The sequence below is a fragment of the Bacillus cereus group sp. Bc061 genome, assembly GCF_027715825.1.
In the GTDB taxonomy this organism is placed as follows: Bacteria; Bacillota; Bacilli; order Bacillales; family Bacillaceae_G; genus Bacillus_A; species Bacillus_A paranthracis.
In genome coordinates this window covers 172,987-187,722 of record NZ_JAQFTZ010000007.1, presented here as the reverse complement: position 1 = coordinate 187,722, position 14,736 = coordinate 172,987, and the positions used below count along the sequence as shown (strand labels likewise).

Here is a 14,736-nt window from a genome sequence, read left to right as displayed (position 1 = left end):
AACGATAAAAGAAGTTGAAGAAGAGCAGGAGGAAGTAAAAGAGCCGGAAAAAGAAGTTGAAGAAACAAAAGAAGAAGTGAAAGAAACGATAAAAGAAGTTGAAGAAGAGCAGGAGGAAGTAAAAGAGCCGGAAAAAGAAGTTGAAGAAACAAAAGAAGAAGTGAAAGAAACGATAAAAGAAGTTGAAGAAGAGCAAGAGGAAGTAAAAGAGCCGGAAAAAGAAGTTGAAGAGGTAAAAGAAGAAGTGGACGAGCCAACAACAGGAGTTGAAGGGGCGAAAGCTGAGATAAAAGGAACAGGAAAAGAAATTGAAGGTTCAAAAGACGCAGTAAATCAATCCACAGTAGTCCAAGAACAAAACGTGAATAATCAAGTTGTGAAAGAAAATAAACCAGTTGTTAATAAGCAAGGAGAAAGTAAGAAATCATTAGGAGCAACAGGTGGACAAGAGAATACTTCAATATTACTTTCAGGCATAGCGTTAGTTCTTTCAGCATTGAGTATGTTTGTATTTAGAAAGAGATTATTTAAGAAATAAAAAACGTTTTATTTTATTATAACGTAATATGATTATATGAGTTTTTAAGAAGACATTATCATGGCGATTTCATTTTGAAATATGCTTATGATGATGTCTTTTTTAGAAGGAGATAAATGGAAAAGGTGTGAATATATTAGAGAAGGAGGAGAGGTTATGTATGTCAATTCTATTTTGAAAATTGAAAAGGTGTCGGAGAGTGGTTATTACAAGCTGCAATTCAATATATTTTCTCCTTCTAAGGGATGAGAGAGATAGAATTATGTTTGAATATGAATTATGATCGTGCGATGAAGTTGTACAAGAAAGTAGGTTTTGAGGAGAAGGCATGTTTACAACACTATATAATAGAGTGAAAAACCCCATTCGTATGAAAATTATATTTCATACGAATGGGGTTTTTTAATTTACTTTTTTCCTCATTTATCATGGATTTAGAAATAATTTGAGGTGCCAATCGCTACATAACCTTTTTTATTTTTTTCGGAACTTCTTTCGTTTGCAAATTAACATCTTCTTTTCGTAGCTCTTTAAAGAGTGAAGTAACCATAAGGACGACTACGATAGAAAATGGTAGTGCTGCGATGATCGCTGCAATTTGCAGTGCATTTAATCCTCCAGCTTGTAATAAAATAGCTGCGATGATCGCGATTGTTAATCCCCATATAAGTTTTAAACTATTTTTTGGTGATAAGCTTCCGTTACTCGTTTGCATAGAAACGACAAATGTTGCCGAGTCAGCAGAAGTAACGAAAAATGTGGCTACTAAAATTAACCCGATAATTGTTAAAAATGTAGAGAACGGTAGATGTGAAATAACAGCAAATAATCCAATCTCTGTACCATTTTTTGCGATTTCATCAGCTATACCAAGCGATTGGAACATTTCCATATGGATAGCGGTACCGCCAAATACTGCAAACCAAAATGTGCAGATGAGAGTTGGGACTAATACAACTCCAAAAATAAATTCTTTTATTGTGCGTCCTTTAGAAATACGGGCGATGAATGTACCGACGAATGGGGACCAAGAGATCCACCATCCCCAATAGAAAATAGTCCAGTTTTCTATCCAAGAAGAAGATTTTTCATTAAATGCTCCTAAATTTAATCCCATACTAGGTAAAGCTCCAATATAAGAACCGAGTGTAGATGTGAAATATTTCATAATAAATACAGTTGGTCCTAAAAGTAAGAAGGAGACGAGTAATATACCTGCAAGAGAGAAATTTAAGTTACTCAAATATTTAATCCCACGATCTAAGCCTGTTTGTGCACTTGTTAAATATAAAACAGCGAAGATAGCGATAAGTACGAGCTGTGTAAGTAAAGTGTTATGAATAGAAGGGAATAAATAGCTTAATCCCCCAGCAATTTGTTGAGCACCAATCCCAACAGATGGCACAATACCAAATACTGTGGCTAAAACAGCTAAAATATCGACTGTTTTTCCGATAGGAGAATTTTTCGATCGATTAAATAATGGAGTAACTGTAGCCCCAATTGTGCTACCTTTTTGTTTGCGGAATGTGAAATATGCAATTGTTAAAGCAACCATTGCGTATAGTGACCATGGAAAGAGACCCCAGTGGAAAAATGAATATTGCATAGCGAGCTTGGCGCTTTCCTCTGTACCTGCTTTTCCTGTTAGTGGATCTGTAAAGTGTGAAATCGGTTCAGCGATTCCATAAAAGAGGAGTCCAATTCCCATTCCTGCCCCAAATAACATGGATAGCCAAGATGGATAACTATACTTTGGTTTTTCTCCATCTTTACCAAGACGAATAGAACCGTACTTAGAAAATGCTAAATAAGCAGCTAAAATAATCATTGCAGTCATAAGTAGAGAGTAAAACCATCCAAATTTATTGAGGATAAATGAGTTTAAAGAAGATGTAACGCTTTGTAAATCATAGCCTTGTATCCAACTTGCCGGGGTAATTCCCCATATGATGAATAATGTTGTTAGCAAGATGGAGATATAAAATACACTGTTCTCTTTTTTTATCATAGAATCCCACCCTTGTTTAATAAAGTTAACAATTATATTAATCATAACAATTAAAGGGTTAATTGTCAAAAAATTCGATTTTTAATGTGTGTAAAAGGACTGTTTAATCGCTAAAGATTCATAACTATTGGCGGCTAGATAGTAGGGAGATTGTTCACGATATGTACAAAATGTAAGGAGAAATAATATGAAATATTGCATTTTATATTGTTGTATCTAGATTTTATGTTAAATTCTTGGATGGAATATTAAAATAGGGGGCAAGGATATGAACAAGAAATCAAAGATCAATAAAGTGATGCTTAGCATTAGTACAATGGCTCTATCGCTGGGGGCAATTCAAACTCATGCATCAGCAGAAGAAAAGGTGCCATATAATGTATTGCATTCGAAACCAGTAGGAATTGAAAAGCCGGTAGATGAGATTGGACACGTTTCTAAAGCGGAGGAAACATTATCGTTTCAAGAACGGTTAAAAGTAGGAGACTTTTCACAACGACCAGCATCTATTACGAACAAAGCGACAGTAAAGCAAGTTAAAGAAAGCTATTCAATGGCTGATTTAAACAAGATGAATGATCAAGAATTAGTTGAAACGTTAGGCAGTATTAAGTGGCATCAAATTACAGACTTATTCCAGTTTAATGAAGATGCAAAGTCCTTTTATAAAGATAAAGGGAAAATGCAAGTCGTTATAGATGAATTAGCTCATCGAGGTAGTACATTTACGAAAGATGATTCAAAAGGAATTCAAACGTTTACGGAAGTGTTACGTTCAGCTTTTTATTTGGCATTTTATAATAATGAATTAAGTGAATTAAATGAAAGAAGCTTCCAGGACAAATGTTTACCTGCTTTAAAAGCAATCGCAAAAAATCCAAACTTTAAGCTTGGTACAGCTGAACAAGATACAGTCGTATCTGCATACGGTAAATTGATTAGTAACGCTTCAAGCGATGTTGAAACAGTTCAATACGCATCGAATATTTTAAAGCAATATAATGATGATTTTAATACGTATGTAAATGATCGAATGAAGGGACAAGCAATATACGATATTATGCAAGGGATTGACTATGATATACAGTCTTACTTAATTGAGGCTCGTAAAGAAGCGAATGAAACGATGTGGTATGGAAAAGTAGATGGGTTTATTAATGAAATAAATCGTATTGCTCTCCTAAATGAAGTAACACCAGAAAATAAGTGGCTCGTTAATAATGGAATTTACTTTGCGAGTCGTTTAGGGAAGTTTCATAGCAATCCAAATAAAGGTTTAGAAGTTGTTACACAGGCAATGCATATGTATCCGCGCTTAAGTGAGCCGTACTTTGTCGCAGTAGAACAAATTACAACAAATTATAATGGAAAAGATTATAGCGGGAATACAGTAGATTTAGAGAAAATACGTAAAGAAGGAAAAGAGCAGTACTTACCAAAAACGTATACATTTGATGATGGATCTATCGTATTTAAAACAGGAGATAAAGTATCGGAAGAAAAAATTAAGAGACTATACTGGGCTGCAAAGGAAGTAAAAGCACAGTATCATCGTGTAATTGGGAATGATAAAGCGTTAGAGCCGGGCAATGCAGATGATATATTAACGATCGTAATTTATAACAGCCCAGAAGAGTACCAGTTAAATAGACAACTGTATGGATATGAAACGAACAACGGTGGAATTTATATTGAAGAAACAGGAACATTCTTTACATATGAGCGCACGCCAGAACAAAGCATTTATAGTTTAGAAGAGTTATTCCGTCATGAGTTTACTCATTATCTTCAAGGGAGATATGAAGTGCCAGGTTTATTCGGAAGAGGAGATATGTATCAAAATGAAAGGTTAACTTGGTTCCAAGAAGGCAATGCAGAGTTTTTCGCAGGGTCTACTCGAACAAATAATGTAGTGCCGAGAAAGAGCATCATTAGTGGATTATCATCTGATCCTGCAAGCCGTTATACAGCAGAGCGTACATTATTTGCTAAATACGGTTCTTGGGATTTCTATAATTACTCGTTCGCATTGCAGTCTTACTTATATACGCATCAGTTTGAAACATTTGATAAAATTCAAGATTTGATTCGTGCGAATGACGTAAAAAATTATGATGCATATCGTGAAAATCTAAGTAAAGATCCTAAGTTAAATAAAGAGTATCAAGAGTATATGCAGCAGCTAATCGATAATCAAGATAAATATAATGTACCGGCAGTAGCAGATGATTATTTAGCTGAACATGCCCCAAAATCATTAACAGCAGTAGAGAAAGAAATGACTGAAATGTTGCCGATGAGAGATGCAAAAATGACAAAACATAGCTCCCAATTCTTTAATACATTTACATTAGAAGGTACGTATACAGGTAGTGTAACAAAAGGTGAATCAGAAGATTGGAACGCAATGAGTAAGAAAGTAAACGAAGCTTTAGAACAACTTGCGCAAAAAGAATGGAGTGGCTACAAAACTGTTACAGCATACTTCGTCAATTACCGTATAAATAGCTCAAATCAATTTGAATATGATGTAGTCTTCCACGGTATCGCAAAAGATGACGGAGAAAATAAAGCTCCAACAGTTAATATAAATGGCCCTTATAATGGACTTGTAAAAGAAGGGATTCAATTTAAAAGTGACGGCTCAAAAGATGAAGATGGAAAAATCGTTTCTTATTTATGGGACTTTGGAGATGGAAGCACAAGTGCAGAAGTAAATCCGGTACATGTATATGAAAGAGAAGGTTCATATAAAGTAGCGTTAATAGTAAAAGATGATAAAGGAAAAGAGAGCAAAAGCGAAACAACGGTTACGGTTAAAGATGGAAGTTTAACAGAATCAGAACCAAATAATCGCCCAGAGGAAGCAAATCGTATTGGACTAAACACTACGATAAAAGGTAGCCTTATCGGCGGGGATCACACTGATGTTTATACATTTAATGTAGCATCAGCGAAAAATATTGATATTTCCGTTTTAAATGAGTATGGAATCGGGATGACATGGGTACTTCACCATGAATCAGATATACAAAATTATACTGCTTACGGTCAAGCAAATGGCAATCATATAGAGGCAAACTTTAATGCAAAACCAGGTAAATATTACTTGTATGTATATAAATATGATAATGGCGATGGAACATACGAATTATCAGTAAAATAAGTGCTTTTCCAATGTATGTTTAACTTTACTTTTTGTGGAAAATAGTATATTATATAGATATATAATATATCGGTTATTTTCTAGGAGGAGCCTGTCACAATAGGCTTCTCCTGTTCTTTTTTAGAGGCCTGTACTGCAGGCTTTTCTTTAAAGAGTAAATAACTGAAAATTAAGAACAATAATCTTTGAAAGAGGTGGGGCATACACATAACAAAAAAGGGATTGTTTAAGAGAGGGGGATAAGAAATGGTTTTGTTTGGTTATCCACTTGAGACAATTTATTTATACGGATTTATTATTGCTACTATACTCACTGTGATTTATATCTTTTTTGGGGATATATTTGAATCCATATTTAGTTTTGGAGGCGGATCTGTATCCGTTGTTACTTTATTACTTAGTTTTTTCGCTATGTTATGTGGACTTAGTTATATAGGAGAATATTTATTTTCCTTTAATAGTATTCTTATTTTCGTGGCTGCATTTGCTATATCCTTTATTGGTGTATTCATAATGAAAATATTAATTTTAAAACCGATTGCAGAAGCAGAACAAAATACTGTGCAACGTATGGATGAATTCATTGGTTGCAAGGGAGAAGTCATTACGACAATTCCTACAGAAGGATTTGGTGAAGTATTAATATCCTCTCAATTTGGAAGTAATGCAATTCCAGCTAAAACAATTGGGAAAAAAGATATTTCACAAGGAACTGAAGTTATTATTGAGGGAGTCCAAGATGGTGTTTTGCTTGTACAAAACATCGCTTATTCTTTAAAAAAACCAAAATTATAAGGGGGAATTCACATGACGATTCCATTAATTATTGGTGGAGTTTTACTCGCAATTTTAATTCTACTCATTTTAGTATTCATTACGAAGTATCGAACAGTTGGACCAGATGAAGCGTTAATTGTTACAGGGAACTGGCTTGGTGGTGGGAAAAATGTAGTGACCACTGATGATGGAAAGAAGATTAAGATTATTCGCGGTGGCGGTACATTCGTAGTGCCAATCATGCAAAGAGCAGAACCTTTAAGCTTACTAAACTACAAGTTAGAAGTGGGCACACGCGATACGTATACGAAGCAAGGTGTTCCAGTTACAGTAAATGGTGTTTCTATTATTAAAGTAGGTTCTACAATTGAAGAAGTATCGACAGCAGCTGAGCAATATTTAGGAAAAGAAACAGAAGAGTTAAAAGTAGAAGCGAAAGAAGTTTTAGAAGGTCATTTACGTGCGATTTTATCTTCTATGACAGTAGAAGATGCGTATAGTAATAGAGAGCAATTTGCTCAAAAAGTGCATGAAGTAGCTTCTACAGATTTAAAGAAAATGGGTCTTCGCATCGTGTCCTTTACAATTAAAGAAATCATGGATAAGAACGGTTACTTAGATGCACTTGGTCAGCCACAAATTGCGACGGTTAAGCGTGATGCAACAATTGCAAATGCAGAGCGTGAAAAGGAAGCTCGTATTGAAAAAGCTCGTGCTGAGAAAGAAGCGAAAGAAGCTGAATACCAACGTGATGCCCAAATCGCTGAAGCTGAAAAACATAAAGAATTAAAAGTACAATCTTATAAGAGAGAGCAAGAACAAGCTCGTGCAGATGCGGATCTTTCTTACGAATTACAACAAGCGAAAGCGCAACAAGGTGTTACAGAAGAGCAAATGCGCGTTAAAATCATTGAGCGTGAGAAACAAATTGAATTAGAAGAAAAAGAGATTGCGCGTCGTGAAAAGCAATACGATGCAGAAGTAAAGAAAAAAGCAGATGCAGATCGCTATGCTGTTGAGCAATCAGCGGAAGCAGAAAAAGTAAAACAAATGAAAAAGGCAGATGCGGATCAATATAAGATTGAAGCTGAAGCGAGAGCACGTGCGGAAGAAGTACGTGTGGAAGGTTTAGCGAAGGCGGAAATCGAAAAAGCGCAAGGTCAAGCGAAAGCGGAAGTACAAAAAGCACAAGGTACGGCGGAAGCCGATGTTATTAGGTTAAAAGGTTTAGCAGAAGCAGAAGCGAAACAAAAAATTGCAGAGGCATTTGAGTTATATGGCCAAGCGGCAATTATGGATATGGTACTTAAAATGCTTCCAAGTTATGCGAAGGAAGTTGCAAGCCCACTTAGTAACATTGATAAAATTACAGTTGTCGATACAGGCGGCGGTGGTAAAAATAGCGGTGCCGGAAAAGTTGCAGGTTATGCGACTGATTTAATGGCAACGATGCAAGAAACATTAAAAGCTTCTTCTGGCATTGATTTAAAAGAGTTATTAGAAGGATTTGCTGGAAAAGGAGCAGTACAACAATTATCAAACGATAAACCGGTTGTATCAGTAGTAGAAGATGAGAAAAAAGAAGTAGAAAAAGATAAAGAATAGTATAGTGGGTGGAACCTCTAGTAAGTGAGATACTAGAGGTTCTTCTGTGAATTGTTCGAATAATTTACATTTTAATATATTGTTTTAATTATTTAATTTATATAGAATGAAAAAGGTATGTATTAATTCTTTAATAGAAAAAGAGTTGATACGTTTTAATCGTATAATTTATATAAAGAAATTAAATGTAAAACAATTACATTTAAAACGGTATGGAGGGGTAGAGATATGTTTCAAGGGAAATTAAGAAGAAGTAGTTTAAAAGCAAAGTTACTTGTGTCATTTGTTATTGTTTTAATTCTTCCAAGTATTGTAATTGGTTGGACGTCTTATCAGCAAGCAAAGACAAATTTTAATGAAACAATTTTACAATCAGCGGAAGATAACGTAAAGGTTTTAAATAATGTTATTAACAAAGAGATAGACAGTAAAAAGGTAGACGCAGTATATTTTACAAAGTTATTTAATGGAGTAAGTTACGGAACTGATCAGCTTCAAAATGTGCAAAATAAATTAGAAGAATATAATAAGTTACATCCAGAAATAGAAGCAATTTATACGGGGTCTAGTACGGGACAATTTATTCAATCACCGTCTATTCAAATGCCAGATGGGTATAATCCTACCGAAAGAGATTGGTATAAAGAAGCAGCGAAAAAAAGCGGAGAAGTGGTTATCACAGCCCCATATAAGTCAAGTACAACAGGGAATATTGTTATTACAATAGCAAAACAAAATGAGGATAAGAGCGGTGTTCTCGGTATTGATTTAATTATTAATGATATTGTAAATACTTCAAAAATGGTCAATATCGGCAAAAAAGGATATGTAGCAATCTTCGACCAATCTAAACATGTAATAGCACATCCGACGATGAAACCAGGTGACAAAATAGAAGAAAAACTTGAGAAGGAATTGTACAAACAGGAAACAGGTGAATTTAAATTCAAACTCGATGGTGATGATCGCAATATTACCTTTATAACAAATAAGCAGACGGGATGGAAAATAGCAGGAATTATGCCTTCAAAAGAAATTATTGAAGCAGCTAATCCTATTTTCTATAAAACGCTAACTGTTATTGGTATTTCATTAATAATTGGTGGGATTTTAATTTACTTCATAATTGCTTCTATTATTAGTCCGTTAAAACAACTTGTTATATCATCGAAAAAGATTAGTGAAGGCGATTTAACAGAAACAATTACAGTTCATTCTAAAGATGAAATTGGACAGCTAGGAGAAAGTTTTAATGAGATGGCGGCATCATTACATCAGGTCATTTCCAATATAAATACTTCAGCAAGTCACGTGGCGGCATCTTCAGAAGAATTAACAGCTAGTATGAAGCAGACAAGTGAAGCGACGGAACAAATTACACAAGCAATAGAGCAAGTGTCGAGCGGGGCTGAAATACAAACGAAAGAAGTTGAAGAAGGCGCAACATTATTAGAAGAAGTTACAGAAGGAATTCAGCGTGTTGCAGATAGTTCTTCATTAGTATCCACAGCATCTATGTATACGAAGAAAAAGGCTGAAGATGGTGGGAAGTTAGTTGAACAAACTGTGAATCAAATGCAATTAATCCATGAGTCTGTTTCACAATCAGATAAAGTTATTGTTTTGTTAGATGATAAATCAAAACAAATTGGAGCAATTCTTGAGGTGATTCAACACATTGCAGAGCAGACTAATTTATTAGCGTTAAATGCGGCAATTGAGGCTGCAAGAGCTGGAGAGCAAGGAAGAGGATTTGCAATTGTAGCAGATGAAGTACGAAAATTAGCTGAGCAATCAGGACAGTCTTCTACGGAAATTGGAAAACTAGTGAAAGAGATCCAATTTGATATCAAGGAAACGGTAAGTTCTATGAAGCAAGTTGGGACAGAAGTACAATCAGGGCTTGTAGTTGCAAATGAAACGAAGCAAAGCTTTGCTGAAATACTGAAATCTACGGATGATACAGTTGTACAAATTGATAACATGGTAGAAGTAGCGAAGCAAATGACAGTAGATGCAAAACAAGTTAGTGCATCAATTAATGAAATTGCAGCTACGATTGAAGAAAATGCAGCAAGCGTTCAAAATATTGCTGGTTCTTCAGAAGAACAATTAGCTTCAGTAGATGAAATCAATGCAGCAGCAGTTCATTTATCACAAATGGCAGAAGAATTACAAGAGATGATTGGTAAGTTTAAAGTGTAATAATGATTGTTAAGAAACGAGGTAATAATTTTACTTCGTTTCTTTTTTATGAAGAGAAAAAGAAAGAAATATAGAGTAACCGTGTTATGATTAAGTATAATTAAAGAGACTGTATATTCTTTAAATTCTATCTTTAATCATGTTAGGGGAATGGTTTTGAAATTTAAAAAATTAAAACTCCAACCGAGAATCACATTAACTATTAGTACACTTATTCTTGTTGTACTTATGCTAACGAGTTATTTATTTTATTACATATTATCTGAAACGGTAGAAGAGCAAATTGGCAAAAGAGCTTTGCATGTTGCGAAAACAGTTGCTGCTATACCAGAAATCAAGGAAGCTTTTCAAACAGAAAATCCAGCTTCTATTATTCAACCGATTGCGGAAAAAATTCGAATTGATACAGATGCTGATTTTATTGTAGTTGGAAATAAAGAAGGGATTCGTTATGCACATCCTAGGAAAGATAAAATAGGAGAAGCAATGGTTGGCGGAGATAACAAAGGAGTTTTATTAGAAGGGAAATCTTACGTTTCGAAAGCAACTGGAACATTAGGCCCTTCATTACGCGGAAAAGTTCCAATCCATAATCAGGAAAATGAAATCATTGGCGTGGTATCTGTTGGATTTTCAATGGATGATATTCATGGAGCGGTAGAAGTGTATGGAAAGCGTGTGTTTTGGATTACAATAATAGGTCTATTAATTGGAGTAATCGGCTCTATATATTTAGCTGGCAGTATAAAAAGAATGATGTTTGGGATGGAGCCAGAAGAAATTTCATCTTTATATGAAGAGCATAGTACAGTGATTCAATCTGTACGTGAGGGGATTATTGTCATTGATCAACATGGCATAATTAGTTTAGTTAATCAAGCAGCCTATGATATTCTTTCGCTAGATGAACAACGAAATATTATTGGAGAATTTATTTTAGATATAATTCCTAATTCAACGATATTAGATGTACTTCAAACTGGTGAAGAACAGTTTGACCGCCAATTAAATATAAAAGGGCAGGCTGTTATTGCGAACCGTCTACCCATTAAAGTAAAGAATAAAGTAACTGGCGTTGTATCGAGCTTACGTTTGAAATCTGAAATGGATCAGTTAACAGCAGAATTATCTCAGACGAAGCAATATACAGAGGCATTACGAGCGCAAACGCATGAATATAACAATTTGTTGTATACGCTTTCAGGTCTTATCCAGCTAGAATTATATGAAGATGCTTTGGAGCTTATTCATAAGGAAACAGCGGTATATCAAGATTTTGTTCAATTTATTATGAAACGAATTCAAAATCCATGGTTAGGAGGGATTTTAATTGGATTCTATAATAGAGCAAGAGAGTTGAAGATTGAGTTTATGCTAGATAGAGAGAGTAGCTTAGACAAATTAAGCCCGCATATTGAGAGTAATTATGTCGTTTCTATTTTAGGAAATTTAATTACGAATGCATTTGAAGCGATTGAAAGAAATGAAGAACATGATAAGAAAGTAAGAATGTTTGTAACTGATATCGGAGAAGAAATAGTCATTGAAGTGGAAGACTCAGGACAAGGGATTCATGATGAGGTCATTGCTAGCATATTCTATAAAGGCTTCTCGACGAAAGAAGGCGAGAAGCGAGGATATGGATTAGCAAAGGTGAAAGAGTTAGTAGAAGATTTAAATGGAAGTATCGCAATCGAAAAAGGGGATTTAGGTGGTGCATTGTTTATTATTGCATTACCAAAAGAGAGAGGCGAATTGTAATGGGTGAGGAGATTGAAGTATTGATTGTAGAAGATGATATTCGAATTGCAGACATTCATCGTCGTTTTACTGAAAAGATTGAGGGATTTAAAGTAATTGGAACAGCGACGACTGGGGAACAAGCGAAAGAATGGCTAGATCTTGTGAAGCCACAGCTCGTTTTATTAGACGTGTACTTACCTGATATGCAAGGAACGGAACTTGTCACATATATTAGACATAATTTACATGATACAGATATTATTATGATTACAGCTGCATCGGAAACAGATGTAGTGAGGCACGCCCTGCGAGGTGGAGTAACAGATTATATCGTAAAGCCACTTATGTTTGATCGATTTAAAGCAAGTTTGGAAAATTACCAAAAAAAGCTTGTGCAGTTAAAGAAAAATAACCAATTATCTATCGAACAAATAGAACATCTATGGTCTCAAAGAGGCGTAAAGGGAAATGAAATAGAATATGCCCCGAAAGGTATAGACCCCTTAACTTTAGCAAAAATAAAAAAGCATATGTTAACAGTGAATGAAGAAGGTATTACTGCGGAAGTGCTAAGCTCAATGGTCGGAGTAAGCAGATCGACAGCGAGGCGTTATTTAGAATATTTAATATCAGGAAAGAAAGTTCATGCGGAGCTTATATATGGGAGTGTTGGGAGACCAGAAAGAAGATATTTTCTTATTCCTTCATAATAAAAAACAGTAGAGGATATATGTCCGCTACTGTTTTTTTATTTTATATTGGAATAACCCCAATTAAAATTCCAGTAATCAACATGACCATTGTCGTTCCAACTGCCCACAATAAAGTAAAACGTTGATGTTCACCAAAATCAACCTTTGCCATCCCAACTAATAAATAAGTGGATGCAACAAGAGGGCTTAATAAGTGAACAGGTTGCCCGAGTAAGGAAGCGCGTCCCATTTCAGCTGCACTAATTCCATAGGTAGCAGCAGCTTTCGTTAAAATAGGTAGTACACCGAAGTAAAATGCATCATTGGACATGAAGAATGTGAATGGCATACTAAGAAGTGCTGTAATAATTGGTAATTGTGGGCCAAGAGCATCTGGTATAAGAGTTACTACACTTTTAGCCATTGCATCTACCATTTTTGTTCCTGATAAAATTCCAGTGAAAATCCCAGCGGCAAATACGAGAGAAACAACTGCTAATACGTTTCCTGCGTGAGAAGCAATACGCTCTTTCTGTTGCTCTAAGTTCGGATAGTTAATCATAACAGCAATAGCGAAAGCGATTGTAAATAAAACAGGTAATGGCATAACTTCTAGTATAAGACAGACAAGTAAGGTAGCAGTTAATAAAAAGTTAATCCATAGAAGTTTAGGGCGCTTATGAACAGCAGCTTCTACTGTTGCAGCTTGCTCATCTGTTGTTTGCATTTGTTTTAAATATTGTATATCCATAATTCCTAAACGTTTTCTTTCTTTTTTTCCAAGATAGTAAGCAACGAAAACTACCCAAAGTGCACCAGCAATCATTCCTGGTATAAGTGGTGTAAAGAGCTCTGATGCGTCTAGTCCAAGTGCACTCATAACACGAGCTGTCGGTCCACCCCACGGTGTAAGATTTGTCACGCCTGCACCTAACATAACAACCCCAGCTAATATAAGTGGATTCATTCCAAGGCGTTTATATAGTGGGTACATTGCGGAAACAGTAATCATATACGTTGTCGTTCCATCCCCATCTAATGAAACGATAATTGTAAGAATCGCTGTACCAACAACAATTTTTAAAGGATCTCCTTTTACAAATTTCAAAATCCTACTAATGACAGGATCAAATAAACCGCTATCAATCATAATTCCAAAATATAAAATAGCAAACATAAGCATAATACCAGTAGGTGCTAGTTTTTGAATGCCCTCTAACATCGTAGGTCCCATGTTTGCATAAAATCCTCCAATTAATGCGAACGTAATTGGAATTAATATTAATGCTACTAGTGCTGACATACGTTTTGTCATAATTAAAAACATAAAGACAAATACCATTGCAAATCCAAGTAGTGCTAACATGTAATCTCCCCCTCAAAAATGATTGCGCTTTCAAAATAAAATAAAAATTCAGAAAAAGTTTTTTTGTTTATCATAAAAGCATCTATTTGAATGGTAAATAATTTGAAAAATAACATCATTAGAAGCATAATTTTTATTTTGGTCATTTTGTTCACGGGAGTTAATTTGAATTTTTAAAAAGTAAGCTGCTCTCCATAAGAATGGTAGAATAAGATGACAATATTGAAGTGTGAAATAGGGAGTAGATTTTATATGAAAACAAGAATGGAAGAGATTTGTAGTTCTTATGAAGGAAAAGTAGAAGAGATTTTTGTTAATGAATCTTCTTACGTATATGAGTGGGAAAAATTAATGATGATCCGAAAAAATAACGGTGAACTTGAAAAGGTTGCAGTCGGCATCAGTGGAAATATAAGATTAGTAAATGTAGTTGTTGGGCAGCAAATTCATACAGATACATTATTAATTAAAATAGAAGATGATTTAGTAATTACAGGTTGTGAATGATGAGAGGTGTGTAGAGAGGACTACACATCTTTTTTGTTCCATATATTACAAAAGACACATCATTTTTTCACAAATCGCACACAAGTTTTTGATATGCTCCTTGTAGAAGATACGGTTAGGGAGGAA

At 34.9% G+C, this 14,736-nt stretch carries 10 protein-coding genes and 2 pseudogenes; 10 read left to right on the top strand and 2 right to left on the bottom strand.

Annotation, left to right across the window (positions count from 1 at the left end; translation table 11 throughout):
- A partial coding sequence (locus PDQ40_RS20985) for an LPXTG cell wall anchor domain-containing protein (protein ID WP_270691617.1) occupies window positions 1-538 on the top strand: 538 nt, incomplete at its 5' end.
- A gap of 185 nt (window positions 539-723) precedes the next feature.
- Window positions 724-894, top strand: a pseudogene (locus tag PDQ40_RS20980) (GNAT family N-acetyltransferase); the annotation flags it as partial.
- 104 nt (window positions 895-998) lie between these two features.
- Here the strand turns inward: PDQ40_RS20980 and opuD are convergent.
- Window positions 999-2,549 carry a glycine betaine transporter OpuD gene (gene opuD / locus PDQ40_RS20975; protein ID WP_000591586.1) on the bottom strand — a complete coding sequence of 517 codons (1,551 nt, stop codon included), beginning with the start codon at window positions 2,547-2,549 and terminating at the stop codon, window positions 999-1,001.
- A 268-nt stretch (window positions 2,550-2,817) separates the two neighbouring features.
- On the opposite strand from opuD, the gene colA reads away from it, so the two are divergent.
- The 7 genes and pseudogenes from colA to PDQ40_RS20945 all read left to right on the top strand — a co-directional run bounded on the left by colA (window position 2,818) and on the right by PDQ40_RS20945 (window position 12,755).
- Entirely contained in the window at window positions 2,818-5,715 is a 2,898-nt protein-coding gene (gene colA, locus PDQ40_RS20970; RefSeq protein WP_001036372.1) for a collagenase ColA, read from the top strand.
- A 246-nt stretch (window positions 5,716-5,961) separates the two neighbouring features.
- Window positions 5,962-6,510, top strand: coding sequence for an NfeD family protein (locus PDQ40_RS20965; RefSeq protein ID WP_000242441.1), 549 nt, complete (start codon window positions 5,962-5,964; stop codon window positions 6,508-6,510).
- A gap of 12 nt (window positions 6,511-6,522) precedes the next feature.
- Window positions 6,523-8,097, top strand: coding sequence for a flotillin family protein (locus PDQ40_RS20960; RefSeq protein WP_000155027.1), 1,575 nt, complete (start codon window positions 6,523-6,525; stop codon window positions 8,095-8,097).
- A gap of 228 nt (window positions 8,098-8,325) precedes the next feature.
- Window positions 8,326-9,363, top strand: a pseudogene (locus PDQ40_RS28250) (HAMP domain-containing protein); the annotation flags it as partial.
- Entirely contained in the window at window positions 9,355-10,302 is a 948-nt protein-coding gene (locus PDQ40_RS28245) for a methyl-accepting chemotaxis protein (RefSeq protein WP_372465826.1), read from the top strand. The pseudogene PDQ40_RS28250 and the gene PDQ40_RS28245, both read left to right, overlap by 9 nt.
- Window positions 10,303-10,452: 150 nt before the next feature.
- Window positions 10,453-12,063 (top strand): ATP-binding protein, encoded by a 1,611-nt coding sequence (locus PDQ40_RS20950; protein ID WP_082187588.1) that lies wholly within the window; start codon window positions 10,453-10,455, stop codon window positions 12,061-12,063.
- The gene (locus PDQ40_RS20945) at window positions 12,063-12,755 is read left to right on the top strand and encodes a response regulator (RefSeq protein ID WP_000503450.1); all 693 of its coding nucleotides are present in this window, start codon (window positions 12,063-12,065) and stop codon (window positions 12,753-12,755) included. The genes PDQ40_RS20950 and PDQ40_RS20945 overlap by 1 nt, the downstream gene beginning before the upstream one ends.
- Before the next feature lie 43 nt (window positions 12,756-12,798).
- On the opposite strand, the gene PDQ40_RS20940 is transcribed toward PDQ40_RS20945, so the two are convergent.
- A complete protein-coding gene (locus PDQ40_RS20940) occupies window positions 12,799-14,103 on the bottom strand; it encodes a CitMHS family transporter (protein ID WP_270691616.1) in 1,305 nt (434 codons plus the stop codon).
- A 252-nt stretch (window positions 14,104-14,355) separates the two neighbouring features.
- Between PDQ40_RS20940 and PDQ40_RS20935 the strand changes: the two genes are divergently transcribed.
- Complete coding sequence (locus tag PDQ40_RS20935; RefSeq protein ID WP_000857644.1) at window positions 14,356-14,610, top strand: hypothetical protein; 255 nt, start codon at window positions 14,356-14,358, stop codon at window positions 14,608-14,610.
- Window positions 14,611-14,736: the final 126 nt, after the last annotated feature.

What these genes read in the sequence shown, in the direction of transcription:
- PDQ40_RS28245 (WP_372465826.1), top strand. Translation starts at nt 9,355, where the DNA reads ATGGCGGCATCATTACATCAGGTCATTTCCAATATAAATACTTCAGCA.
- PDQ40_RS20950 (WP_082187588.1), top strand. Translation starts at nt 10,453, where the DNA reads ATGGTTTTGAAATTTAAAAAATTAAAACTCCAACCGAGAATCACATTA.
- PDQ40_RS20940 (WP_270691616.1), bottom strand. Translation starts at nt 14,103, where the DNA reads ATGTTAGCACTACTTGGATTTGCAATGGTATTTGTCTTTATGTTTTTA.
- opuD (WP_000591586.1), bottom strand. Translation starts at nt 2,549, where the DNA reads ATGATAAAAAAAGAGAACAGTGTATTTTATATCTCCATCTTGCTAACA.
- PDQ40_RS20935 (WP_000857644.1), top strand. Translation starts at nt 14,356, where the DNA reads ATGAAAACAAGAATGGAAGAGATTTGTAGTTCTTATGAAGGAAAAGTA.
- PDQ40_RS20945 (WP_000503450.1), top strand. Translation starts at nt 12,063, where the DNA reads ATGGGTGAGGAGATTGAAGTATTGATTGTAGAAGATGATATTCGAATT.
- PDQ40_RS20960 (WP_000155027.1), top strand. Translation starts at nt 6,523, where the DNA reads ATGACGATTCCATTAATTATTGGTGGAGTTTTACTCGCAATTTTAATT.
- PDQ40_RS20965 (WP_000242441.1), top strand. Translation starts at nt 5,962, where the DNA reads ATGGTTTTGTTTGGTTATCCACTTGAGACAATTTATTTATACGGATTT.
- colA (WP_001036372.1), top strand. Translation starts at nt 2,818, where the DNA reads ATGAACAAGAAATCAAAGATCAATAAAGTGATGCTTAGCATTAGTACA.